Source organism: uncultured Streptococcus sp., from assembly GCF_963545685.1.
In the GTDB taxonomy this organism is placed as follows: Bacteria; Bacillota; Bacilli; order Lactobacillales; family Streptococcaceae; genus Streptococcus.
In genome coordinates this window covers 1-23,493 of the sequence record NZ_CAUUKN010000009.1, presented here as the reverse complement: position 1 = coordinate 23,493, position 23,493 = coordinate 1, and the positions used below count along the sequence as shown (strand labels likewise).

Sequence of the window (23,493 nt, the reverse complement as noted above, 5' to 3'; positions counted from 1 at the left end):
AAGGAACACTATGTTAGAACTCAAAGATGTTACGTATAGTTATCAAAATAAAAGTGAATCTATCCTCTCGAAGGTGAATTATCGTTTCGAGAAAGGTAAGTTTTATAGTATTATTGGGCAATCTGGAGCGGGAAAATCGACCTTACTTTCCCTTTTGGCAGGTCTTGATTATCCCAAGAAGGGGCAGATCTTGTTTAACGGAGAAAATATCAAGAAAAAAGGCTCCAGTTATCATCGTAGACACCACGTTGCGCTTGTTTTTCAAAATTACAATCTTATTGATTATCTTACACCTTTAGAAAATGTACGACTTGTTAATAAAAATGCCGATAAGAAGATACTTTCTGAATTGGGACTAGATGAAAAGCAAATTAATCGAAATGTCCTGCAACTTTCAGGTGGGCAACAACAACGTGTAGCTATTGCGCGGGCTTTGGTTTCAGAGGCTCCGATTATCTTAGCAGATGAACCGACAGGAAATCTAGACGAGGAAACTGCGAAGGATATTATTGCTATCCTTAAAAGAATGGCCTTAGATCGCCAAAAATGTGTCATAGTTGTTACGCACAGTAAGGAAGTTGCTCAGGCATCTGATGTGGTTTTAGAGTTGAAGAAGAAACAACTCATAGAAAAGAAAAAATAAAGAAAGGACTCTTATGTTTCGAAACGCTTTTGCATATATTACACGAAAATGGTCAAAGTCACTATTACTGTTAACTATTATTCTTTTGATGAGTACTCTTAGTTTGTTAGGACTTGCTATGCGAAGTGCAACCCAAGAAGCAGCATCCAAGAGTCTAGGGTCAATCACCAATAGTTTTTCAATGCAGATTAATCGTAACACGAATCCTGGAACTCCTCGAGGAGCTGGAAATCTTAAGGGAGAAGATATTAAAAAGATTAGTGAGACTAAAGGGATTGTTTCGACGATTAAACGGATAAACGGTATTGGTGATTTACTAGACTATGAGATTATTGAAACAGAGCAAACGCTACAAAATCAGTCGCCAGAACGTGCTAAAAATTTTAAGTCTACCTTGATGTTGACAGGAGTCAATGACTCATCAAAAGAAGATAAGTTTGTCTCTGGAGCCTACAAACTAGTCCAAGGAGAACATCTAACCGATAAGGACCATAATCAAATCTTGATGCACGAAGGTTTAGCTAAAAAGAATGGTCTTAATGTAGGAGATAAAGTAAAGCTTAGATCTAATCTCTATGATGCTGATAACGAAAAAAGGGCTGATGAAACAGTAGAAGTGACTATCAAAGGTTTATTTTCTGGTCAAAATCAAGCAGCCGTTACATATGCTCAGGAGTTGTATGAAAACACCCTCATCACTGATCTAGACACAGCAGCAAAACTCTACGGTAATACCGTAGAAACTGCCACTTATGAGGACGCCACTTTCTTTGCTAAAGGCGATCAAAATCTTGATTCCTTGATAGCAAAGATTCAAAAGTTGGACATTAACTGGACCCTCTACGATCTTGTTAAGAGCTCATCAAACTATCCTGCATTACAGGAATCTATTCTTGGGATGTATCGTGTGGCAAATCGTATGTTTATTGGAAGTCTCATTTTTACAAGTTTATTGCTAACCCTTCTGTTGATTTTATGGTTAAATGCTCGTCGTAGAGAAGTTGGTATCTTTTTAGCCTTGGGACTTAAAAAGACACAGGTTGCGGGTCAATTTTTAATGGAATTGCTGATGATTGCCTTACCAGCCTTTCTTTTATCATATGGTTTGGCTAGTTTCTTTGCCGAAAAAGTTGGTAAAACAGTCCTTTCCAATGTTACGGCAGGTATCAATAAGCAAATGACCAAAGAATCTCTAGCTGCAAATCTTGGTGGGGGGGCTGAGGTAGAGAGCTTCAGGAAGACTCTGACTCAGATTCATATGACAGTCCAACCTAAGCAACTTTTGGTAGTTATTCTAGTTGGTGGCTTTATCTTAAGCTTGGTATCCTTGATTTCTTCTCGCTGGCTTCTTCATAAGAAACCCAAAGACCTCTTAGTTGATGTTGAATGATAAGTTTGCTGCACCTATAAAAAACGGTATAATGAAAGAAAGCGACTATATATATGAAAAGGATAATGTATGAAAATACTAATCGTAGAAGATGAAGTCCTTATTCGAGAAGGGATGAGCGACTATCTCATGGAATGTGGCTATGACATCTTCGAAGCAGGCGATGGGAAGGAGGCCCTGGACCTCTTTCGAAGAGAAACAGTGGATCTGGTCTTGCTGGACATCCAGCTTCCTATCCTCAATGGCTTGGAAGTCCTGAAAGAAATCCGTAAGACCAGCTCAGTCCCTGTCCTCATGCTAACGGCCTTCCATGATGAGGACTATAAGTTGACGGCCTTTGGAGAGCTAGCAGATGGCTATCTGGAAAAACCCTTCTCCTTGTCCCTCTTGAAGGTTCGGATCGAAGCTATTTTTAAAAAGCTCCAGCCTTCACGGGTCTTCACCTATGGAGAGGCGCGGGTGGATTTTGAGAGCTATACCGCCAGGCTAGCTGGACAAGCCATTTCCATGAATGCCAAGGAGTTGGAAATCTTGGAATACTTGCTCCAGCATGAAGGCAAGGCCCGGACCCGCTCTCAGATCCTCGATGCTGTCTGGAAGGAGACGGAGGAGATCCCTTTTGACAGGGTGATTGATGTCTATATCAAGGAACTACGAAAAAAACTAGAGCTGGACTGTATCGTAACGGTACGCAATGTCGGCTATAAATTGGAGAGACCATGACCAAACGGAGTATCTTTGCAAAGATCTTTCTGATCACCTTTGCCCTTTTTAGTAGCTTAGTGATCCTTTTACATGCTTCGGTTTACTTTATTTTTCCATCGACCTATATTGAGTCCCAGCGCCAGACGATTTTGAAGAAATCGCAAGTCCTGGCTGAGAGTTTCCAAGGTCAGGACGTGGACACCATTGAGACGGTTAGTGCCCTCTATTCTAAGACTAATGATATCAAGGTCTCTATCAAGGGCAAGGAAAAACAAAATGCCATAGAGATTAAGGATGACCTGCTCGTAAACCCTGACAGCCAGAATAATTCCCTGGTCATTGAAGAGCGAAAGATTCAAACCAAAGAAGGGCAGGACTTGACCTTGCAATTCTTAGCGACTATTGATTCCCAAAAAGAAGCGCGAGACATCAGTCTGGGCTTTCTTCCCTATACACTCCTTGCTTCTTTTGTTCTGTCGCTGATTGCATCCTATCTCTATGCCCGCATGATTTCTACTCCAATTCTTGAAATCAAGCAGATTACTAAGCGGATGAAGCGCCTAGATAGGACAGCAAGTCTCCCCATTCATTCACAAGATGAGATTGGTGTTTTAAAGCAACAGATAAATGATCTCTATCACCATCTCTTAGAAGTGATTGATAATCTAGAGCAGCAAAAACAAGAAAATCTGAAGTTGGAGCAGATGAAGGTAGAATTTCTACGAGGGGCTTCGCATGAGATCAAGACACCTCTAGCTAGCTTGAAAATTATCCTAGAAAATATGCGGGATAAGATCGGTCGCTACAAGGATCGGGACCGCTACCTATCGGTCTCTCTTGACATCGTCGATGAGATGAACCAGATTGTCCTGGAAATCCTGTCCCTGTCTTCTGTTCAAGAATTAGGTGGTGATAAGGAGTGGATTCAGTTAGATGATGTGGTAAATCGCATACTCACTCAAAATCAAGTGTTGGTTGAGAGTCGCTCTCTATCAATTGAAAATTATCTTCCGGCAACTGGTATTTTCATGAATTTAGCTATTTTGAAATTAGTTCTCTCAAATATCATCAGTAATGCTGTCAAGCATTCTGATAAGGGCGGAGTAATTCGAATAGGTTTAGAAAATGAAGGAACCGACTTTGTCATTGAAAATACGATTGTATCTAAAGAAAATACTTCAACTAAAGCTCAGTCTAAGAAAGAAGGAGGATTAGGCCTTTTTGTGGTCAAATACCTTCTAGAGCATGAGCAACTTAGCTATAGATTTGAAGAAAGTTCCGCGGGGAGGCGCTTTGTGATGGTCTTGCCCAAAAAGTAAAAAGCGACGGTTAAGGCATTAACCGTCGTTATTTTGTATTGTTAAGCTAAGCAAAGTCTAACCTTACATTTTAACTCTATTATTTCTCAACATTACCAAAAGATTAAGGAGTCTGGACTAGAGGTCATTGAAAGCTGTCAAAATAGAAAAAAAAACGCTTGCATAACTTCGAGAAAAACGTAAAATAGAACTATCAGACTCACGATGGTAATAAATACGAGGAGTAGAATCATGCAGAAATACTGGTGGCACAAGGCTACAATTTATCAAATTTACCCTAAGTCGTTCATGGATTCCAACGGTGATGGAATCGGTGACCTCAAGGGGATAACAAGCAAATTAGATTATCTTCAAAAACTTGGTATCACAGCTCTTTGGCTCTCTCCTGTTTATGACAGTCCAATGGATGATAATGGCTATGATATCGCTAACTACGAGGCAATTGCAGACATTTTTGGGGATATGAATGACATGGATGAGCTTTTGGCGGAAGCTAAAAAGCATGATATTCACATTATCATGGATCTGGTGGTGAACCATACTTCTGATGAGCATGCTTGGTTTATCGAAGCGCGTGACAATCCAGAAAGTCCTGAACGAGATTTCTACATATGGCGAGACGAACCTAATGAGTTAGTATCTATTTTTAGTGGATCCGCTTGGGAATATGATGAGACCTCAGATCAATATTATCTGCATTTCTTTAGTAAGAAACAGCCAGACCTCAACTGGGAAAATCCACAGTTGCGCCAAAAAATTCATGACATGATGAATTTCTGGATTGACAAGGGAATCGGTGGTTTTCGTATGGATGTGATTGATATGATTGGCAAGATTCCAGATCAACTGATTGATACAAATGGTCCAAAACTTCACGATTATATCAAGGAGATGAACCAGGTGAGCTTTGGAAAGCATGACCTTCTAACCGTTGGTGAAACATGGGGAGCGACACCTGAAATTGCAAAACAGTATTCAAATCCAGATAATCAAGAGCTTTCCATGGTTTTCCAGTTTGAACATATTGGACTTCAGCATAAGCCAGATAGTCCTAAATGGGAGTATGAGAAGGAGTTAGATGTTTCAGCACTTAAGACTATTTTTAATAAATGGCAAACTGAGTTAGAGTTGGGACAAGGGTGGAACTCACTTTTCTGGAATAATCATGATCTTCCTCGTATTCTTTCAATGTGGGGAGATACTGGTGTCTATCGTGAGAAGTCAGCCAAGGCCCTAGCTATCCTCCTTCATCTCTTGCGTGGGACACCTTACATCTATCAAGGTGAAGAAATCGGCATGACCAATTATCCTTTTAGAACTTTGGAAGAATTGAATGACATTGAATCTCTCAACTATGCCAAAGAAGCTCTCGAAAAAGGAATATCGCTAGAAGTTATCATGGACCAGATTCGCCATGTGGGACGTGATAATGCCCGAACACCAATGCAGTGGGATACCAGTAAGAATGCTGGCTTTAGCACAGCTGATAAAACATGGCTAGCTGTTAACCCTAACTATAAGAACATAAATGTTGAATCAGCTCTAGCTAATCCAGATTCGATTTTTTATACTTATCAGAAACTGGTTGAGCTTCGCAAAACACAGGATTGGTTGATTGATGCTGACTTTGAACTCTTGGAAACTGCCGATAAGGTCTTTGCCTATATTCGTAAGACTCAAGATAGCAGCTATCTAGTTGCAGTTAATCTATCAGACCAAGAACAAGACTTTGATTATGATTTCGATGGTGCTGAAGTTGTCATTGCCAATACCGAATTAGAGTCAATTACAGACCAAGGTAAACTCCAAGCTTGGGATGCCTTTTGTGTGAAGGTGAAATAGAAAGAAAATGGTTGTCAACTAACTGTTGGCGACCATTTTTATCTTCTTTCACCTTACGTAACTCAGGTTAGTCCTATAGACTAGAATTATGTTATAATAATAGAAAAATAAGAAAAAGGTAAATTTTATGGCAATCTTAGTTTTAGGTGGAGCTGGTTACATCGGTTCTCACATGGTAGACCGTTTGGTTGAAGCAGGCCAAGAAAAAGTTGTTGTCGTGGATAACTTGGTGACGGGTCACCGTGCGGCAGTCCATCCAGACGCTGTATTCTACGAGGGGGACTTAGCAGATCAGAACTTTATGCGTAAAGTCTTTAAGGAAAATCCTGATGTCGATGCGGTAATTCACTTTGCGGCCTACTCACTTGTGGCTGAGTCTATGGAAAAACCACTTAAGTATTTTGACAATAACACTTCTGGTATGGTGAAGTTGCTTGAGGTTATGAACGAATGTGATGTCAAATACATTGTCTTCTCATCAACAGCTGCGACTTATGGTATTCCTGAGGAAATCCCAATCCTTGAAACTACACCACAAAACCCAATCAATCCTTACGGTGAAAGCAAGCTTATGATGGAAACCATCATGAAGTGGTCAGACCAAGCCTACGGCATCAAGTATGTTCCTCTTCGTTACTTTAATGTGGCGGGTGCCAAACCTGATGGTTCGATTGGTGAAGATCATGGTCCTGAAACCCACCTCTTGCCAATTATTCTCCAAGTGGCTCAAGGGGTTCGTGAGAAAATCATGATTTTTGGAGACGACTACAATACTCCAGATGGTACTAATGTTCGTGACTATGTGCATCCATTCGACTTAGCGGATGCCCACCTCTTGGCAGTGGAATATCTCCGCAAGGGTAATGAGTCGACAGCCTTCAACCTCGGCTCTTCAACAGGATTCTCAAATCTTCAAATTCTTGAAGCAGCTCGTAAGGTTACTGGTAAAGAAATTCCAGCTGAGAAAGCTGACCGTCGTCCTGGTGATCCAGATACATTGATTGCATCCTCTGAAAAGGCTCGTACAGTACTAGGTTGGAAACCACAATTTGACAATATCGAAAAAATTATCGAAAGTGCCTGGGCATGGCATTCAAGCCATCCAAAAGGCTATGATGATAGAGATTAATCATAAGGAGTAGGAGCACCATCTGGTAGTAAATTACTATAGCAGTCTTTCCAATAGTCCATAGCAAATTTTTGCATTTTTATCTGATATCTTTTAAGATAATTCTGTTACAACTTGAAAAGGAGAACAGGATGGAAACATATACACTTTCAAATGGCGTTATGATTCCTAAAATTGGTTTTGGGACTTGGCAGATTCCAGAAGGGGAAGAAACCTACAATAGCGTTAGTTTCGCCCTTAAGGCGGGTTACACACATATTGATACAGCACAAATCTATGGTAACGAGGTTTCTGTAGGTAAGGCGATTGCTGATAGTGACTTGGCGCGTGAGGATATTTTCCTAACGACTAAACTCTGGAATGACAAGCACGATTACGATTTGGCTAAGGCCTCTATTGACGAGTCTCTCGAAAGATTAGGTGTGGATTATTTGGATCTTTTGCTCATCCACTGGCCTAATCCAAAGGCACTTCGTGAGAATGATGCTTGGAAGGCCGGCAATGCAGGCGCTTGGAAGGCAATGGAAGAAGCCTACAAAGAAGGTAAGGTACGTGCTATCGGTGTGTCTAACTTTATGCAACATCACCTCCAAGCCCTCCTTGAAACGGCTGAAATTGTGCCACATGTCAATCAAATTCTCTTGGCTCCAGGTTGTGACCAAGAAGATTTGGTTGCCTATTGCCACGAGCGTGACATTCTTCTTGAAGCATACAGCCCACTAGGTACTGGTAGTATTTTTGGCAATGAAGATGTTGAAGCAGTGGCTGAACGTAACGGAAAATCTGTTGCTAAAGTTGCCTTACGTTGGAGTCTTCAAAAAGGTTTCTTACCACTACCTAAGTCAGTGACACCAAAAAATATTGAAGCCAACTTGGATATCTTTGACTTTGATTTGTCAGAGGAAGATATGGCAGTCTTGGATAAGATTCAAGGCATCAAAACTCAGGATGATCCTGATACAGTTAATTTTTAATAGGATTGCAAGCAACTCGTCAGGGTTGCTTTTTAGAGTATTTCTTTAGATTTGCTATAATGAAACTATCATTTTTTTAGTTATAGATGGGAGTTACGTAATGGAGTCTCGAAATCTTTTGCCTCAGAATACACGTATGATGGCCAACTTGCTCAGTTTTTCAGGGGGAGCTTTGGATGTCTTTTGTCATATGTATTACCATAGTTTGGTTGCCACTCAGACAGGGAATATTCTTCTATTAGTTGCAGACTGGCGTAGTAGTAGCATGTTCCATAACATGTTGCGATGCTTTTCCATTCTTTTCTTTTCCTTGGGTTTTCTTTTTGGTATGTGGTTTAAAGACCATCGTAAGAATGCTTACTGGCGTGTTTACGGTCTGCTTCCTCTTTGTGTGATGACTGCCATTTTACCATTCTTAACGCCAAATGCTCTATTAGAGCTTCCGATTATTGCTTTTTCTGCAGGTGTCATGATGAAGACTTTTACCGGTAGTCAGATTGAAAATCACCCCTTTGTGATTTTTATGACTTCAGGCAATTATCGAAGGATGCTGACGGCACTTTACTATGTTATTCAGGGAAGTGAAGATCAGAAAGAATATCGTCGTCAGGCGGTTAATTATGGCTTTGTCGTAGGTAGTTTTGTGGTTGGTGCTGTTGTATCAGCTCTTCTGATGCACTTCATTGATATTAAGTCAATCTGGCTAATCACACTCAGCCTCATTACCATCATGGTTTACTATTCATCTGAAGTGAAACGACTAGGACTCAAGGAGAGCAATCTTTAAGCACTTTTGTAGCAATTATTTTTGATAAAAATAGTCTTGTGTTATAATCTTGGTTATATTAATTTTGTCTAATGATAAAAAGGAGACATAAGATGCCTATAGTAAGCAATGATTTTTCAGATATTGTATATAACCGTCGTTCCATTCGTAACTTTGATACTTCTGTCAAGATTCCACGAGAAGAATTGTTGGAAATCTTGGATAAAACCGTTACAGCCCCATCATCAGTGAACATGCAACCTTGGCGTTTTGTCGTCGTTGATAGCGAAGAAGGCAAAGATAAATTGAAACCTTTTGTCAGCTACAATGGTGTACAAAATGAAACATCCTCAGCCATGGTTCTCATTTTTGCCGATTTGAAGAGCCAAGAAAAAGCAGAAGAAATTTATGGAAAAGCCGTTGCTCAAGGGAAAATGCCTGAAGAGGTCAAGGAGAAACAACTGTCAAGCATTGTACCAATGTATGAAAATTCTCCTCGTGAAGTGATGAATGAAATTGTCCACATCGATGCTAGTTTGGCCGCTATGCAGTTAATGCTCGTCGCTCGCTCTTATGGATACGATACTAATGCCATCGGTGGCTATAAAAAAGAAGGACTTGCAAAAGCGTTTGGTCTTGATGAAGACCGACATGTGCCTGTTTTGATTATTGCCCTTGGGGAAGCCAATGAAGAAGGATTTGAATCTGTTCGTTTGGATGCCTCTGCTGTTACAACCTTTGCTTAATAAATAATTGACCGTAAGTCTCGAAAGTAGAGGCTTACGGTTTTTTTTGTATTGTCTTTTTTGCTATCAATAAGTCGTCATGTACCTTGTCATTAATTTGGCTTTTTGTTAAGATAAAAGAAAAATTGAGCATATACAATTGGTAGTATCATTGGAGGATTAAGACATGGCACGTATTTTACAAATTGAAGACAATGAGGATATCCAGAGTATTCTTTTCAACTTATTTTCTGAAGAACATGATATTATTCAAGCCTACTCTGGGACCGAAGGAGAGCTTTTGTTTCAAAGTCAAGAGATTGATTTAGTTCTCCTAGATATCATGTTACCGGGTAAGGGTGGTAAAGAGGTGCTTAAGTTTATCAGACAAAGAAGCTCTGTACCTGTGATTATGTTGACAGCCTTGGGTGACAAGCACTTGATTAGCCAGTACTTACTTAATGGTGCAAATGATTACATCGTTAAGCCCTTTGATCTTGAAGAAGTTTATGCGCGTGTCTCCGTTCAACTACGTGAACACATCAAGGGAAGTAGTACGACTGAGAACATTTATCAAGTTAAAAACATCAAGATAAATCCAGACAGTTTTGAAGTCTCGGGTAATGGAAAAACCATACGTTTGGGTAAGAAAGAGTTTCAAATTTTGCACACACTCCTACAAAATCCAAAGAAAATTTTTACTAAAGAGGACCTTTATGAGACGGTTTGGGAAGCCCCTTATCTATCAGGTGATAATACATTGAATGCACAGTTGAGTAATCTACGAAAGAAACTAGCCCAAGTGGATGGAAGTTCAGAGTATATCGAAACGATTTGGGGCTTAGGTGTGCGACTTAAAGGAGATGACTCATGAGAGGACTACTTATTGTATTGACAGTGCTCCTACTGGGGGTGACTATCTATCTCGTCCGTTACTATCTGGCTGTTAAGTCTCTCTCAAAGCAGATTGAAGAAAAGCTGCTTGAAGAAAGCCATAGACGGATTACTCTTAAAAACCAGCCAAAATCTTTAGTTATCCTGACGAATCAGATTGAGTCTCTCTTTAACCATGTTGAAAAGACTAATCTTGTCGCTCTTCAAGAAAAGAAAACCATGGACATGGCTATCAGTAATATTGCCCATGATATACGAACGCCACTGACAGTAGCAAGTGGCTATGCTCAGCAAAGTCTTCGAAGTAGTAGTGAAGATGAAATGGCTATGGAGAAGATTTCTAAAAATCTACTGACTGTTTCAAAGCGTTTGGAAACCTTGTTGGAATATCGACGATTAACAGAGGGTGCCATTCAACCTCAATTTCAAGACGTGGACTTTTCTCAACTTGTGATTAAGTCTATCCTGCCTTACTATGACATGTTTCAGGAGACAGGGATTACACTAGATATCCAAGTAGCCCCTGATATCCAATGTCAAATGGATAATGATATTTTTGAACGTCTATTTCAGAATATTATCATTAACGTTCTAAAACATGGTAAGACTCAAGCCCAACTAACATTGCAGAAAAAGGATGATGGTATTATTTTATCAGTTAGTAATATGGTACAACAGCCGATACAGCATCTTGACCAATTAACGACCCGCTTTTATTCTGAAAACCTCTCAGACACCGAGGATTCCTCTGGACTTGGTCTTTACATCACTGAACACTTAGTTCAAGTCTTAGAGGGTGAGTTGCATCTGGCCTATGAGAATGAATGGTTCTATTTAACTGTGAGATTATGAATTAAAAGGTTTTGAATTGTTAAGATGGGGATATAGTCATCTTTATTTTATAGAATAGAATAAAGGTTGATATAAAAAGTATTAAGGAGTTAAAATATGTTTAACTGGAGAAAAAAAGCTTTAAAAGTATTTAACAAAGAAAAAAGTGAGAAAGAAACTGAGTATGATTCTGCTGAAGAGCTTATAAATGTATATAATAAAATGAAGATTAAGGAGGAAAAGGATTTATATCATACCAATGAACAATTATTTTTAATTAGAGAAGGTGATAACTGGAATGGACGTAAATGTTCAGAATATAGTTATAAGGATTTTAATAAGTATGAAGATTTTAAAAGATATCTTGGAACTAATACTAGATTCCAACTTCTTTATCGTTATAAAGGAAATGAGGACATCAACAATGTCATCTCTGAAGCAGCCTTATTAGTTAGAAGAGATGAAGATAAATACTATGATTTAGAATTTGGTTGGATTACGAGTAAGAATAAAGTATCACAAAAATCTTTTGGAGGAATGACCTTTTTAGTAGCGTCAATAATTTATATATTTCTTAATGATGAGGGGCTTAAGGATACAAACATCAAGATATCTTTGGAGATGCACAGCGAAGCTAGAAGTATCCTAGAACAAAAGAATATTGATGTTTATCATAACATTTTTGACACTAAAAAAGTTAACAATAATAAAAAAGATTTGTATCGAGAATGTATCTTTACACCTGAAAATAGAGAAAAGGATATTGATCGTATTCTCAATGTTTTAAATGAAAAGGAATTAAAAATACTTGAAATCCTTGAAAATTATATAAATGAGTAGCTTCTCATATCATGCTTTTTTCTAAACGAGACTTGATCGGTTCAGTTGTTCTCTTTCACTTAAAGTTAAAACTACTAGAGTTTGTATTTGTTAATTCTTGACATCATTAATTATATTCATAGACCAGATAATATGGGGCTCATCTCAAGTTGTTAAAAAATGGAATAGCTTTAGAGAAAATTCTTTAGATGATAATATGAAAGATTCTCCAGAAAAAACGCTAATCTTGATGGGAGAAGTAATGAATGCAATGCGAAAAGATTTAGGTGTCAAATCAGTTGGTAGAGGAAATCTCCTATCATTTTTCATAAATGATATTGAAAAAATAATAGGGAAACGAAAATAATATTAACTAATTAATATGTTAGTTTTGCTAGAAAAAGAATAAATTTAATCTAAATCTATATCAAAAAATAAGAAAAGTAGCTAAAACTAATTTGAGCTAGCAGAGACTATTCTATTTTATGGATTTTAGCCTATTTTTATGGAATTTTCATACTCATACATCTTGATATATATAGTTGTATTTGTTGAATATTCATAGCTTTTAAGAGTGTAATTTAAAAGTAACTAAACTTTTTGATAAAATAAAAAGCCGATAAATCAGCTTTCAGAACATAGACAACTTCTATCAGCAATAGAATAATTGCCATCTTGGAGGTGGCTCCCATATGGTTGAAACTCTTAGAAATGCCGATGTAGTGCTATTTTTAAGATTTTTTCTTTTTCTACTAAAAAAAGATTGAAGAAAATTATCCAAAATAGACTTTTCCTTCAATCTGACATCTCTCTCACACGATGTTATTTTTGTACTCATAAGTCTTGTTTTTCAAAGATAATTAAGCTGAGTGTTGTGAATGCTAGGATAAATCCTAGCGTCACGATTGCAGTATTTTGAATGACAGTTTTGTCTGCAGTCATGGCGTAATTAAAGTTGAGTGACAAGTATTTCAAAATTTCTACTTTAGGGAAGATTGCTGCTGGTACGGTTAAAGCTACCAAACCAAGGGTGTAGGTCACAAAGGTTGTCACGATGGAATGTGTGAGGTAGAGTGCAGCTGTGGTCAGACTGACCCAAGCCAAATTACACAAGAATTGGAGAAGGAAAGTCAAGGCAAAGTTCCTAACAAAGTGGTCAGGTACAGTTCCAAGACCATGGCAAAGTGTACCAAGGATGAAGGCAAGACCGTAAGACAAGAGGAGTTGTCCTAAAGTAATCGCTACAATGACAGTTAGCTTGGCAAAGAAGAATCCGCTCCGTGAAATACCAGAGGTGAGATTATTCTTATATAACTTTTGTGCTAAGTCAACGCCCAATATAATAGAGACAACAATCAAAGTGAAGAGGACTGTGATAGAGATACTACTAGAGTAATTAATCAGTGATCCGACACCAGTCCATGAAGAGGCGCTTCGAACGGCTTCTTTTGCACCAGTTTCTACGCCAACATGCCCTGTGCTTCCCAATAGGACACCAGAAATAATGTTTAGGGCTAGGATAATTTCAGAAATCCAAAATCCTTTAGAACGGAAGAGTCGATAGAAATCGGCGTGAATAGTGTGTAACATGGCTCTACCTCCTTTCTGAATCTAGCAACTGTGTGAAGTAGTTTTCTAAGTCTTGTCGTTTGTAGAAAATTTCATCGATGTCAACTTCTTGTTTAACCAGTTCTTTGACAATTGTCTTTATAACATGGGATTTATCGAAAATATGAATTTCATTGTCGCCGTTAACAACTTTGAAGTGTTGGTGAAGATCTTCTTGGAGAATGTGACTAGCTAGGGCTAATTGGTTGGTCCTAAGAACGATATAGTCTTCGCTGAGATGTTCGAATTCGTCCTTAGTGATTTCACGGATGATGTGACCGTGATCAATAATGCCAAAGCGAGTTGAAACTTGATAGAGTTCAGACAAGATATGGCTAGAAATGAGAACTGTCATACCTTGCTCTTCGCTCAATTTTTTAATCATTTGCCGGAATTCTTTGATAGCTACTGGGTCAAGACCATTAATCGGTTCATCCAAAATAAGTAGGTCTGGTTTTGCAATCAGTGCAATTGCGATACCTAGACGTTGCTTCATACCCAGTGAGAAACTACGAAATTTTTTCTTGCCAGTGTGCCCTAGTCCAACCGTATCAAGGATTTCATCAATAATCTTGTCAGGGTTTGTAACATGATGAATCTTGCAGTAGTAACGTAGGTTTTGACGTGCATTGAGATGGTTAAGGGCAACTGGTGTTTCAATCACAGAACCAACACGTTTCAGTGCGTGGGTCCACTCTGATTTGGAGGTAGAGTGAAAGAGGGAGACACTACCTTGGCTAGGGCGGATGAGTTTAGTGATGACCTTAATCAGTGTCGTCTTGCCTGCCCCGTTTCTTCCGATAAGCCCATAGATTTCACCCTTTTCTAAGGTCAGGTTTACATTGTCTAGAGCTAGATGCTGGCCGTAACGTTTTGTCAGATGTCTGACCTCAAGTACCTTTTTCATGATAAGCCTCCTTTCGCTTATTTGATACCGCTTTCTTTTCATCTTTATTGTAATATAAAGTCATTAAATAACCATCAAGAAATTCTCAAATATTTCTTAAATTTTTCAAGAAATCATGAAAATGGTGGTGACTAAATTCTGAGAGTGTGTGCTGTAACCCAGATTAAGGCAAGTCCTCTTTCTTTGTGCTATAATGTAAGAAAACGTTGAATTTAAAGTTTACTTTTGCCTATTTCTAGGAGTCTTTTATGACAAATTATTTGGTCCAGAGGTTTCTCTGGTTTCGTGAGCGAGGCTTTGTCCAGATTACTCAGAAGACCTTGGTTTCGCTCTTTCCTTTCTTTTTGTTTTCAGGAATTATTCGAGTAATTTCACTATCGGTCTTTTCAGAGCTTGGCTATATCAATCAGCTATTTTCAGTTTCGGACTGGTTACCGGCCTTTAAGATAACTGGGCAGGTTCTCATTAATCTTTCCAACTTTCTTGGTGGCTTAGGCGGACCCTTATCAACCTATTTTGCAGGAAAATACACAGCTGGTCATTATGGTAGAAGTACTGGTACAGCCGGTGTGACCTCCCTTTTGGTTAGCTTGATTATAGGATCGCAGGAGCTCTTGCTGTCACCGTTAAACGATGGTGTCTTGACTCGTATCAATTTACCGGCTTCAATCAACATTATGTTGGCTATCTTTGTGGGGTATCTGGTTGGCCAGATTTTTCGCTTCTCAAGAGCTAGTGATGATCAGATTGTGGACAAGGACTATATTTATCAACCAAAGACCGTCCGTCCCATTTTTTTATCACTCATTTTAGCCATTGGCCTTAACATTCTCTTTGTGATTGGAGAACAAGCAAATGTTTTTCAGACGATTAGGCAGTTTACTTCTACCTTTACTGTAACTGATAATCATCTGTTCTCAACCTTTATGCTGGGACTTTTGAACACTTTTTCTGCTTGGATTGGGAATAGTCAAGCTTTTGCCCTAAATTCCATTGCCGAGGACAGTTTTGCCTTGGAAAATCTGACCTATGCTGTTTCCCATCATACGACGACTGGGATTCCCCACCTTTATACGCTAACAAATCTTTATCATAGTTATGGCTTGGTTGCTGGCATTGGATCAGGGCTTGCCCTCTTGGTGGCTCTACTTTTAGCATCAACCAGTTTTAAGGATAAGAAGGTAAGTCTTCTAAGTGTCTTCCCTAGCCTCTTTAACAATGGGGCTCCATTGATGGTGGGGATACCAGTCTTACTTAATTTAGTTTATCTGGTTCCTTTCCTACTGGCACCTATGGTCAATATGGGCATTGCTGCGGTAGCCTTGGCTATCCATCTTATGCCAGCTGCGGTTTATCCAGTTCCAGATGGCACGCCAAGTCTTCTTTACGCCTTTATCGGAACTGGGGGTAGCTTACGAGCTCTAGCTATTAGTCTCCTCTGTTTTGCAGTTGATATTGTTATCTTTATTCCATTTGTGCGTCTGTCTAATAAGGTACAACACGGTCTAAAAGAGGAAGGAGAAAGCATTGAAACTAAATAAAAAAACTAAATTGGTCTTTATACTTGTTGCTCTCTTTCTTATTGGACTAGCCGTCCCATCCTATAGTTGGACTAGGAAAAATGTCAAGGAAATAGAGACTTTCTATAATTCAAAATTGTCCCCCATTATCATGATTCCAGGAAGCTCCGCTACGGAAAATAGATTTGATGGACTAGTACGTAAGCTTAATCAAGACCGTCGTGGCACCAAGCATAGCCTCCTCAAGGTTAAGGTTTGGAACAATGGGCGTATCACCTTTGAGGGTAAAATCGCTGATAAGGATAACGAGCCAGTCATTGTTATTGGATTTGAGAATAACAAAGATGGCTATAGCAATATCAAGAAACAAGCCAAGATGATGAATCAGGCCTTTGAAGCCTTGCAGAATAAATACAATTTCAATAATTTTAAGGGGGTGGGACATTCAAATGGTGGCTTGATTTACACGGCTTTTATTGAAAATTATCTTAGCAACTACGATGTCAAGATAAATTCTTTGATGACTATCGGAACACCCTATAATTTCACTGAAACCAATATTAAAAATAAATCAGTCATGCTAGCAGATTTTATAGCTGCTAAGGAGAATATTCCGTCTACCCTGCATGTCTATTCGGTAGCGGGAACCATTACCTATGATTCGGACGAGCTGGTTCCTGATGCCAGTGTGTCCGCTGGGAAATATATCTATCAGAATCAGGCAAAAAGTTATACTGAAATCACTGTTACAGGCGAAGATGCCCAACACTCGGATTTACCAACCAATGATGAAGTAGTGGAACTGATCAAACAACATATCGAAGAACAAGGGGTTCGTAAGAAGCAAAAGACCAATCTAGAACCTCAATAGGCTAGAAAACTACCTAATTATTAGTCTAGTTACTTATTATCAAATACAAAAGGATAGAGTCTACGATGGCTCTATTTTTTTTTTAGTGTAAGACTAACTCTTTCAGTAGTTGTAACTCCTTGTTTTACAACGTTGGTTTTGTTATAATTGATTGGAAAGAAAAAGATTAATGAGAGGTTCTTGATATGCAAATTCCAAGTCGCTTTACCATTGCTGTCCATATTTTGACCCTTATAGCACAAAATAAGGGAAATGAAACGAAGCTAACCAGTGATTTAATGGCAGGTAGTGTTGGGGTCAATCCAGTTATTATCCGTAAAACCTTGTCGCAACTGAAGAAAGCAGACTTGATTTCTGTTCAAAGGGGAAGTGGAGGAGCCACATTGGTCAAGGCACCAGAGGAGATTAACCTTTTGCAGGTTTATCGTGCGGTGGATAGCATCGGTCCAAGTGGGCAACTCTTTAGTTTTCATGACAATCCTAATCCAGCGTGTCCAGTAGGACGTAATATCCATGGGCTTTTGGATCAGAGCCTAGAAGACGTTCAAATGGCAATGGAAAAAGAACTCGAAAAGAAAACTTTAGCCGGTATTTTAAAGGATGCTAAGGTCAACTGGAAAGAAACTGAAGCTTGATTTTTTAAATTTTAAACGATAAGAAATCGAAAGTTATTCGGTTTTTTTTAAATTCCAAGTTGTAATAATTGACATTACAATAAAATCAAGTATAATAATGTCATAGAAATGATTACAACAAAGGAGAAAATCATATGACATACGACTATAATAGTAAGATTTATTTAGCAGAGGCAGTTTTAAATGTGAAAGACTTGGCTGGTCAGGTGGCCTTTTATACACAGATTATAGGACTAGAAATTCTAACCCAAACGGAAACGGAAGTTATTTTAGGAGCTGGAAACAGGCCTTTAGTTCACTTGATTGAAACCAATCGTGAGGAAGCGGTCAAGTCAAGTTATGGTCTTTACCATATGGCGATTTTGTTGCCATCTCGCGAAGATTTAGCAGACGTTTTCAAACACATTGCTGAGCTGGACTATCCATTTGTCGGTGCAGCTGACCACGGTTATAGTGAAGCCCTTTATTTGGAAGACCTTGAGGGCAATGGTATTGAGCTTTATAGAGACAAGCCTGTTGCTGAATGGGATATTCGTGAGGATGGTCGCATCGTTGGTGTAACAGAAGAACTATCAGCTCAAGAAATTTACGAGATGGGACGCAAGGTTGAGCCTTTTGTGATAGCTAAGGATACTCGCATGGGGCATATTCATTTATCGGTCAAAGATAGTCAGCTAGCAACGACTTTTTATCAGGATGTTTTGGAGCTAGCAGATAAGTTTACCATTCCAAGTGCTAGTTGGATTGCTTCAGGTGATTACCACCATCACCTTGCGGTCAACGAATGGGGCGGAAAAAACTTGTCAAAACGTGACAAAGATATGCCTGGTCTTGCTTACTACGTCGTTGAAGTGGCGAACAAGGAAGACTTGCTTGGCATAGCAGAACGTGCTAACAATCGTGGAGCCGAGGTCAAATGGTTATCTACGAATGAGTTAACAGTTGAGGATAAGGATGGTATTTTGACACGAGTAAGAAAAAATATTAATAATTAGTGATTTTCTAGTCGTAACTATTGACATTACATTTAAAACAGCTATAATGGTTATTGTAAACAAAAATATTACAACATAGCTTAACAATGAACATTTATCATAAAGAAAGAGAGAATAACTATGACCTACTTTACAGACTTACAAACAAAACGTCGTTCAATCTATGCTTTGGAAAAAGACCTTGAGCTCTCTAACCAAGAATTGATTGAGACCATTCAAGGAGCTGTCCTTAACACACCTTCAGCCTTCAACTCACAAACATCACGTGTGGTGATTTTGCTGGATGAAGAATCAGATGCGTTCTGGAATGAAATCGCTTATTCAGAGCTTGAAAAAGTAACCCCAGAAGAAGCCTTTGAGGGAACAAAAGAACGTTTGGCAGGTTTTGCTCAAGCTAAGGGAACAATCCTTTTCTACGAAGACCAAGATGTAGTGACAGGCCTTCAAGAGCAATTCCCACTTTATGCTGAAAACTTCCCAATTTGGTCAGAGCAAGGTCATGGAATCGCCCTTTATGCGACATGGTTGGCTTTGGCTGAAAAGAATATTGGCATGAATGTACAACACTACAACCCACTTGTTGATGCACAATTAGCTGAAAAATATGACATTCCAGCTAACTGGAAACTCCGTGCTCAAGCACCATTTGGCCAAATCCTAGCACCAGCAGGAGACAAAGACACCCAAACAGAAGGTCGTTTCAAAGTTTTTGGTGATAAGTAATCACTGTAATTCAGGCAGTTGATTTGGCGATTGGCTGTACTATGACTAAACATTATCAAAATGATAAGACAAAAGACTAGCAGGATTGAGAAATCCTGTTATTTTTTCTATCTCAAAAATAGTAATGTCCAAGGGAAGTTATAGCTTGAATTTTAAAACTTTCCTTAGCTGATAGCGACTGTCAGTGAGCTTCTAAGAAGTTCCATGAGTAAAGTTTGACTCCCTCGATTTTTAATTTTTAGGCTTAGGTTAAGACAGTTCTCCAAACTTTCGAGTACCTATATTCACTAGTGCCCTTTTTTGAATTGCCTGGATTAATCAATGATTTTTTATCGCATTAGCATGCCCATTAATTTTTTAAAGTCTTTACCACTAAATTGGCGAACTGAATCCTAAAAAATCTACTAGGTCTTGATGGTTGATTTTAAGGATTTATTTTAAGAGGTGAAGTTGAAATGTAGATTTTTTAATTAGTTTATTGAAGAAGGGATACTACAAAAAATTCGAAAAGAGGTGCTATTGATATCTTTTTTTCAATAGATTTGACAATATTCTTTTTATTTTTGACAAAGATACTTGTCAAAAATAAAAAGAAGCGTTACAATAGTTTTAGATAAAGAAGGAGAGTAGCACTTATGAACACCTTATGGATTATTTTTATCCCTTTGCTGATTCTAATTTATACAGGCTCAGAAAAGAAGATAAAAGGATTGAACAGACGCATTAAAAGATTGGAAAAACAATTGAAAGGAAATCAAGACATGTCTAGACTTTTAGAAGAATTAAAAGGCCAAACGGTCACTGTTAGACTAAATGGTTTTGGAAGCAATTGGGAAGTTGTGGATTTCGATGAAGATTGGGTCAAATTGAGACGTGAGATTATTAAACATCACAGGGTGACAAAATTAGTTCGTATTGAGGATGTCGAATTCATTCAACAACTGAAATTGAGGTAGTCATTATGATCTTAAAAAATCGCCTAAAAGAGCTGAGGGCGCGTGATGGGCTCAACCAATCCAAGCTAGCCAAACTAGCAGGGGTCTCGCGCCAGTCCATCAGTCTCTTGGAGCGAGGGGAATATACCCCTTCTGTAATTATTGCCATCACCATCGCCCAGGTTTTCAAAGAGCCTGTGGAAAATGTTTTTAGTCTTGTAGAGGAAGAGGAATGATTATGAAAAAGCAACAACAAGAACGATCCGCTCGTTACCGTTTTTGGAGAAATATCATTATTGTTACAATTTCTGGTGTAGTAGGAGGGATTGTTGGTTTCCTATCAGGAATGTTTGGATCGAAAACAAGCATTGAATTGCAAAATCTTTTTGATAAAGAGAACTTGTATGTGGGAAGCTTCATTCTTTTTCTAATCATTTTTGTGGTTGTATTGTCCTTACTTTTGATGTCACGAAAATCTTATTACAAAATGAGTGAAACAGAAGATGAGGAGGCTTATAGATTTGAAAGTCAGATGAAAAAACGTTACGACTTGGCTACGATTTTCAAAGGGATTCTGCTGATTCCTTATATGTTTGTGATTATCTTTTATACTCAACAGTACTCTTTTGATGATAAGATGACAGGAACGTATATGCATATCTTTGGAAGCTATACCATGTTTTATATTTTTGTTAGCCTGTTTGCTATGTTTGTCGTAGCTGACCAACTCTATCGTAAGACCTTTAAATTAATTTATGGTATGGAAATTCCTCGCAATGCAAATGCCAAGGAAGTGCGGCAATTTATGATGAGTAGGATGGATGAGGCGCAAAAACAAATTAGCTACGAGGAAAATTTTGAAGTGGTAGTTAAGTTAAGCAATTATATCTTGCCAAGCATTCTTCTTGCTCTCTTAATCATTGGAGTTGCCTTCCATACGGATATCCTCTTAGCTTTGTTCGTTGTATCCATCATCTATATTTATATCCTTATTTCACAATACAAGATTACCAAACGTTATTATAAAGAGTAAAGGAGTCATCCATGTTAGAAATTCGAAATTTAGAAAAGAGCTTTGGCAATAAGCAGGTCCTCTTTGGAGTGGATCTAACAGCTCAACAAGGGCATATCCTTGGTTTGGTTGGGAAAAATGGGGCCGGAAAAACAACCATTTTCCACAGCATCCTGAGCTTTCTGGACTACAGCGGTGAGATTCACCTAGATGGCAAAGCGATTACCCAAGAGACCTACAAAGAAATTGGTTATTTACCAGAGGAGCGCAGCCTCATGCCAAAACTCACGATTTTTGAGCAAGTCCGTTATTTGGCTGCTTTGAAAGGAATGAGCACTGCCGAGGTCAAGGAAAAATTACCGACCTGGATGGAAAAACTCCAAGTTAAAGGAAAATTGACTGATAAAATCAAGAGCCTCTCAAAAGGGAACCAACAGAAGGTTCAACTGATCATCACCTTGATCCATGAGCCTAAATTAATCATTTTAGATGAACCGTTTAGCGGGCTGGATCCGGTCAATACAGAAGTGCTCAAGCAGGTCATCTTTGAAGAAAAAGAGCGTGGGGCGACCATTATCTTTTCTGACCATGTCATGACCAATGTCGAAGAGTTGTGTGATGATATCCTTATGATCCGTGATGGTTCGGTGGTCTTATCGGGTCCTGTCCAAGATGTCCGTAATAGCTACGGCAAGACCCGCCTCTTTGTCTCAAATGACTTTAGCAAAGAAGAGCTAGAAGCTCTCCCACACGTGACCAAGGTCAGCATGACCAAGCAAGGGACTTGGAAGCTGATCTTGGATGATGCGTCAGCCGGTCCAGAATTATTTGATCGCTTGACCAAGGGGCGCTACCTAGCGACCTTTGACCACCAAGCCCCAACTATTGACGAGATCTTTAAACTTGAATCAGGAGTAGAAGTATGAAACAGATGTTTGTCGTAATGAAAGAAACCTATCTCAGACAAGTGAAATCATGGAGTTTTCTCTTCATGGTCTTGGGTCCCTTCCTCTTTTTAGGGTTGAGCATTGGAATCGGTTATCTGACAGGTTCTTCTACAGATGCCAAAAACCAGGTGGCCTTGGTGACAGAAGTGCCAGCTGTCAAAGAAAGCCTCAAAGGAACCGCTGGCTTGACCTTAGACTACAAAGATGAAGCCACAGCTAAAAAAGCCATCAAGGATGAGAAAGCTGCTGCTTACTTGACGGTCGATGAAAAAGATGGTCAACTAGAAGCCACTTATGTGGGCGACCAAGCCATGAAGACGGAATTGAAAAGCCTTGTCGCTGCGAAATTAAGCCAGGTCCAACAAGGGATCAATCTAGCGCGTGCCAATCTAAGTAAAGAGCAACTGACAGCCTTGTCTCAACAGGTTTCTCTGAAAGAGAAAATTGATGAGAAAAAAGAAGGCTTGAAAATGGTGCAAACCATGGTTGCAGGTGGTCTAGGAATGCTGCTTTATATGATTTTGATCTTCTACTCGAGTATCACAGCCCAAGAAGTGGCCAGTGAAAAGGGAACGAAGATCATGGAAGTGGTCTTCTCTAGTATCAAAGCAACCGACTATTTCTTCGCACGCATGCTCGGACTCTTCGGAGTGATCTTTACCCACATTTTTGTCTATGTGATTGGTTTGGTAGCTGTTTGGATCTTTAGAGCAGATATCCCAGTTGTTAAAGATATCCTTACTCCAAACTCTCCAATTACCCAACACCTAGCAGAGTCAATCTCGCTCAATACAGTCTTCTTCATTATCCTTGGGATCTTTATGTATGTGGTGCTCTCTGCCTTCTTAGGTTCAACAGTTGCACGACCTGAAGATTCAGGAAAAGCGATTTCGCCACTGATGATGTTAGTTATCTTTAGCTTCCTTGGGGTAACCACCTTGGGAAGTGCCGGGGATGTCTTCTTATTGAAGATTGGTTCTTACATTCCATTCTTTTCAACTTTCTTCATGCCTTTCCGTACCATCAATGGCTATGCGACTAGTCTTGAATCATGGGCTTCTTTAGGAATTGCGATTCTCTTCACCATCGTGGGAACAGTGCTTATTGCCCGTATCTATGCGAGCCTAATCCTCCAAACCGACGACCTGGGACCATGGAAGACCATCAAACGTGCTCTTAGCTATCGCTAATCTATCGAGCTCTCAGTTCTTGCTGAGGGCTTTTTGATTTCAAATTGACTTTCGAAAACCTTTTCACTACAATAGAACTACAGAAAAGGAGGCGGACATGAACTATATTGAGT

25 protein-coding genes are annotated in these 23,493 nt (G+C 39.1%); 23 read left to right on the top strand and 2 right to left on the bottom strand.

The genetic code is table 11. The features are described 5' to 3' along the window. Positions 1 to 10: 10 nt before the first annotated feature. The 13 genes from RWZ99_RS03145 (at position 11) to RWZ99_RS03085 (ending at position 12,404) form a co-directional block, all read left to right on the top strand. Complete coding sequence (locus tag RWZ99_RS03145) at positions 11 to 643, top strand: ABC transporter ATP-binding protein (protein ID WP_314676295.1); 633 nt, start codon at positions 11 to 13, stop codon at positions 641 to 643. A 13-nt stretch (positions 644 to 656) separates the two neighbouring features. Further along, entirely contained in the window at positions 657 to 2,033 is a 1,377-nt protein-coding gene (locus tag RWZ99_RS03140; RefSeq protein WP_314676294.1) for an FtsX-like permease family protein, read from the top strand. 69 nt (positions 2,034 to 2,102) lie between these two features. Then, on the top strand, positions 2,103 to 2,756 hold the full coding sequence (locus RWZ99_RS03135) for a response regulator transcription factor (RefSeq protein WP_314676293.1): 654 nt from the start codon (positions 2,103 to 2,105) through the stop codon (positions 2,754 to 2,756). Then, entirely contained in the window at positions 2,753 to 4,057 is a 1,305-nt protein-coding gene (locus RWZ99_RS03130; RefSeq protein ID WP_314676291.1) for a HAMP domain-containing sensor histidine kinase, read from the top strand. The genes RWZ99_RS03135 and RWZ99_RS03130 overlap by 4 nt, the downstream gene beginning before the upstream one ends. Positions 4,058 to 4,288: 231 nt before the next feature. After that, positions 4,289 to 5,899: a glucan 1,6-alpha-glucosidase DexB gene (gene dexB / locus RWZ99_RS03125; protein WP_314676290.1), complete on the top strand. Its 1,611-nt coding sequence runs from the start codon at positions 4,289 to 4,291 to the stop codon at positions 5,897 to 5,899. A 127-nt stretch (positions 5,900 to 6,026) separates the two neighbouring features. Next, the gene (galE, locus tag RWZ99_RS03120) at positions 6,027 to 7,028 is read left to right on the top strand and encodes a UDP-glucose 4-epimerase GalE (protein WP_314676288.1); all 1,002 of its coding nucleotides are present in this window, start codon (positions 6,027 to 6,029) and stop codon (positions 7,026 to 7,028) included. A 131-nt stretch (positions 7,029 to 7,159) separates the two neighbouring features. Next, the gene (locus RWZ99_RS03115; RefSeq protein WP_314676287.1) at positions 7,160 to 8,002 is read left to right on the top strand and encodes an aldo/keto reductase; all 843 of its coding nucleotides are present in this window, start codon (positions 7,160 to 7,162) and stop codon (positions 8,000 to 8,002) included. Between the two features lie 100 nt (positions 8,003 to 8,102). After that, positions 8,103 to 8,789, top strand: a complete 687-nt coding sequence (locus RWZ99_RS03110) for a YoaK family protein (RefSeq protein ID WP_314676285.1) — start codon at positions 8,103 to 8,105, stop codon at positions 8,787 to 8,789. A 92-nt stretch (positions 8,790 to 8,881) separates the two neighbouring features. Beyond that, positions 8,882 to 9,514, top strand: a complete 633-nt coding sequence (locus RWZ99_RS03105; protein WP_314676284.1) for a nitroreductase family protein — start codon at positions 8,882 to 8,884, stop codon at positions 9,512 to 9,514. Positions 9,515 to 9,680: 166 nt separating this feature from the next. Next, positions 9,681 to 10,367: a response regulator transcription factor gene (locus RWZ99_RS03100; RefSeq protein ID WP_314676283.1), complete on the top strand. Its 687-nt coding sequence runs from the start codon at positions 9,681 to 9,683 to the stop codon at positions 10,365 to 10,367. Continuing rightward, positions 10,364 to 11,239: a HAMP domain-containing sensor histidine kinase gene (locus tag RWZ99_RS03095; RefSeq protein WP_314676282.1), complete on the top strand. Its 876-nt coding sequence runs from the start codon at positions 10,364 to 10,366 to the stop codon at positions 11,237 to 11,239. Before RWZ99_RS03100 ends, RWZ99_RS03095 begins: the two co-directional genes overlap by 4 nt. 96 nt (positions 11,240 to 11,335) lie before the next feature. Beyond that, the gene (locus RWZ99_RS03090) at positions 11,336 to 12,058 is read left to right on the top strand and encodes a hypothetical protein (RefSeq protein ID WP_314676280.1); all 723 of its coding nucleotides are present in this window, start codon (positions 11,336 to 11,338) and stop codon (positions 12,056 to 12,058) included. A gap of 97 nt (positions 12,059 to 12,155) precedes the next feature. Continuing rightward, positions 12,156 to 12,404 carry a hypothetical protein gene (locus RWZ99_RS03085; RefSeq protein ID WP_314676279.1) on the top strand — a complete coding sequence of 83 codons (249 nt, stop codon included), beginning with the start codon at positions 12,156 to 12,158 and terminating at the stop codon, positions 12,402 to 12,404. A 467-nt stretch (positions 12,405 to 12,871) separates the two neighbouring features. Here the strand turns inward: RWZ99_RS03085 and RWZ99_RS03080 are convergent, their stop codons facing one another. Next, positions 12,872 to 13,627: a hypothetical protein gene (locus tag RWZ99_RS03080; RefSeq protein WP_314676278.1), complete on the bottom strand. Its 756-nt coding sequence runs from the start codon at positions 13,625 to 13,627 to the stop codon at positions 12,872 to 12,874. Between the two features lie 4 nt (positions 13,628 to 13,631). Beyond that, positions 13,632 to 14,552: an ABC transporter ATP-binding protein gene (locus RWZ99_RS03075; RefSeq protein WP_314676277.1), complete on the bottom strand. Its 921-nt coding sequence runs from the start codon at positions 14,550 to 14,552 to the stop codon at positions 13,632 to 13,634. A gap of 248 nt (positions 14,553 to 14,800) precedes the next feature. On the opposite strand from RWZ99_RS03075, the gene RWZ99_RS03070 reads away from it, so the two are divergent. From RWZ99_RS03070 to RWZ99_RS03025, 10 genes are all read left to right on the top strand, one after another. Next, positions 14,801 to 16,093, top strand: a complete 1,293-nt coding sequence (locus tag RWZ99_RS03070; RefSeq protein ID WP_314676276.1) for a PTS sugar transporter subunit IIC — start codon at positions 14,801 to 14,803, stop codon at positions 16,091 to 16,093. Beyond that, positions 16,080 to 16,943 (top strand): alpha/beta hydrolase, encoded by an 864-nt coding sequence (locus tag RWZ99_RS03065; protein ID WP_314676275.1) that lies wholly within the window; start codon positions 16,080 to 16,082, stop codon positions 16,941 to 16,943. The genes RWZ99_RS03070 and RWZ99_RS03065 overlap by 14 nt, the downstream gene beginning before the upstream one ends. Before the next feature lie 185 nt (positions 16,944 to 17,128). Continuing rightward, on the top strand, positions 17,129 to 17,578 hold the full coding sequence (locus tag RWZ99_RS03060; protein WP_314676274.1) for an Rrf2 family transcriptional regulator: 450 nt from the start codon (positions 17,129 to 17,131) through the stop codon (positions 17,576 to 17,578). A gap of 134 nt (positions 17,579 to 17,712) precedes the next feature. Next, a complete protein-coding gene (locus RWZ99_RS03055) occupies positions 17,713 to 18,573 on the top strand; it encodes a VOC family protein (protein WP_314676273.1) in 861 nt (286 codons plus the stop codon). A gap of 120 nt (positions 18,574 to 18,693) precedes the next feature. Continuing rightward, the gene (locus RWZ99_RS03050; RefSeq protein ID WP_314676272.1) at positions 18,694 to 19,296 is read left to right on the top strand and encodes a nitroreductase family protein; all 603 of its coding nucleotides are present in this window, start codon (positions 18,694 to 18,696) and stop codon (positions 19,294 to 19,296) included. A gap of 635 nt (positions 19,297 to 19,931) precedes the next feature. Further along, positions 19,932 to 20,252, top strand: coding sequence for a hypothetical protein (locus tag RWZ99_RS03045; RefSeq protein WP_314676270.1), 321 nt, complete (start codon positions 19,932 to 19,934; stop codon positions 20,250 to 20,252). Positions 20,253 to 20,257: 5 nt separating this feature from the next. Beyond that, positions 20,258 to 20,467, top strand: coding sequence for a helix-turn-helix transcriptional regulator (locus RWZ99_RS03040; protein WP_314676269.1), 210 nt, complete (start codon positions 20,258 to 20,260; stop codon positions 20,465 to 20,467). Continuing rightward, positions 20,464 to 21,264 carry a DUF3169 family protein gene (locus RWZ99_RS03035; RefSeq protein ID WP_314676268.1) on the top strand — a complete coding sequence of 267 codons (801 nt, stop codon included), beginning with the start codon at positions 20,464 to 20,466 and terminating at the stop codon, positions 21,262 to 21,264. The genes RWZ99_RS03040 and RWZ99_RS03035 overlap by 4 nt, the downstream gene beginning before the upstream one ends. 11 nt (positions 21,265 to 21,275) lie before the next feature. After that, positions 21,276 to 22,169 carry an ABC transporter ATP-binding protein gene (locus RWZ99_RS03030; RefSeq protein ID WP_314676267.1) on the top strand — a complete coding sequence of 298 codons (894 nt, stop codon included), beginning with the start codon at positions 21,276 to 21,278 and terminating at the stop codon, positions 22,167 to 22,169. Then, positions 22,166 to 23,380 (top strand): ABC transporter permease, encoded by a 1,215-nt coding sequence (locus RWZ99_RS03025; protein ID WP_314676266.1) that lies wholly within the window; start codon positions 22,166 to 22,168, stop codon positions 23,378 to 23,380. The genes RWZ99_RS03030 and RWZ99_RS03025 overlap by 4 nt, the downstream gene beginning before the upstream one ends. The last annotated feature ends 113 nt before the right edge of the window (positions 23,381 to 23,493 follow it).

Excerpts from the sequence above, each read along its gene's own strand:
- RWZ99_RS03145 (WP_314676295.1), top strand. The coding sequence starts at position 11 with ATGTTAGAACTCAAAGATGTTACGTATAGTTATCAAAATAAAAGTGAA.
- RWZ99_RS03140 (WP_314676294.1), top strand. The coding sequence starts at position 657 with ATGTTTCGAAACGCTTTTGCATATATTACACGAAAATGGTCAAAGTCA.
- RWZ99_RS03135 (WP_314676293.1), top strand. The coding sequence starts at position 2,103 with ATGAAAATACTAATCGTAGAAGATGAAGTCCTTATTCGAGAAGGGATG.
- RWZ99_RS03130 (WP_314676291.1), top strand. The coding sequence starts at position 2,753 with ATGACCAAACGGAGTATCTTTGCAAAGATCTTTCTGATCACCTTTGCC.
- dexB (WP_314676290.1), top strand. The coding sequence starts at position 4,289 with ATGCAGAAATACTGGTGGCACAAGGCTACAATTTATCAAATTTACCCT.
- galE (WP_314676288.1), top strand. The coding sequence starts at position 6,027 with ATGGCAATCTTAGTTTTAGGTGGAGCTGGTTACATCGGTTCTCACATG.
- RWZ99_RS03115 (WP_314676287.1), top strand. The coding sequence starts at position 7,160 with ATGGAAACATATACACTTTCAAATGGCGTTATGATTCCTAAAATTGGT.
- RWZ99_RS03110 (WP_314676285.1), top strand. The coding sequence starts at position 8,103 with ATGGAGTCTCGAAATCTTTTGCCTCAGAATACACGTATGATGGCCAAC.
- RWZ99_RS03105 (WP_314676284.1), top strand. The coding sequence starts at position 8,882 with ATGCCTATAGTAAGCAATGATTTTTCAGATATTGTATATAACCGTCGT.
- RWZ99_RS03100 (WP_314676283.1), top strand. The coding sequence starts at position 9,681 with ATGGCACGTATTTTACAAATTGAAGACAATGAGGATATCCAGAGTATT.
- RWZ99_RS03095 (WP_314676282.1), top strand. The coding sequence starts at position 10,364 with ATGAGAGGACTACTTATTGTATTGACAGTGCTCCTACTGGGGGTGACT.
- RWZ99_RS03090 (WP_314676280.1), top strand. The coding sequence starts at position 11,336 with ATGTTTAACTGGAGAAAAAAAGCTTTAAAAGTATTTAACAAAGAAAAA.
- RWZ99_RS03080 (WP_314676278.1), bottom strand. The coding sequence starts at position 13,627 with ATGTTACACACTATTCACGCCGATTTCTATCGACTCTTCCGTTCTAAA.
- RWZ99_RS03075 (WP_314676277.1), bottom strand. The coding sequence starts at position 14,552 with ATGAAAAAGGTACTTGAGGTCAGACATCTGACAAAACGTTACGGCCAG.
- RWZ99_RS03070 (WP_314676276.1), top strand. The coding sequence starts at position 14,801 with ATGACAAATTATTTGGTCCAGAGGTTTCTCTGGTTTCGTGAGCGAGGC.
- RWZ99_RS03060 (WP_314676274.1), top strand. The coding sequence starts at position 17,129 with ATGCAAATTCCAAGTCGCTTTACCATTGCTGTCCATATTTTGACCCTT.
- RWZ99_RS03055 (WP_314676273.1), top strand. The coding sequence starts at position 17,713 with ATGACATACGACTATAATAGTAAGATTTATTTAGCAGAGGCAGTTTTA.
- RWZ99_RS03050 (WP_314676272.1), top strand. The coding sequence starts at position 18,694 with ATGACCTACTTTACAGACTTACAAACAAAACGTCGTTCAATCTATGCT.
- RWZ99_RS03045 (WP_314676270.1), top strand. The coding sequence starts at position 19,932 with ATGAACACCTTATGGATTATTTTTATCCCTTTGCTGATTCTAATTTAT.
- RWZ99_RS03040 (WP_314676269.1), top strand. The coding sequence starts at position 20,258 with ATGATCTTAAAAAATCGCCTAAAAGAGCTGAGGGCGCGTGATGGGCTC.
- RWZ99_RS03035 (WP_314676268.1), top strand. The coding sequence starts at position 20,464 with ATGATTATGAAAAAGCAACAACAAGAACGATCCGCTCGTTACCGTTTT.
- RWZ99_RS03030 (WP_314676267.1), top strand. The coding sequence starts at position 21,276 with ATGTTAGAAATTCGAAATTTAGAAAAGAGCTTTGGCAATAAGCAGGTC.
- RWZ99_RS03025 (WP_314676266.1), top strand. The coding sequence starts at position 22,166 with ATGAAACAGATGTTTGTCGTAATGAAAGAAACCTATCTCAGACAAGTG.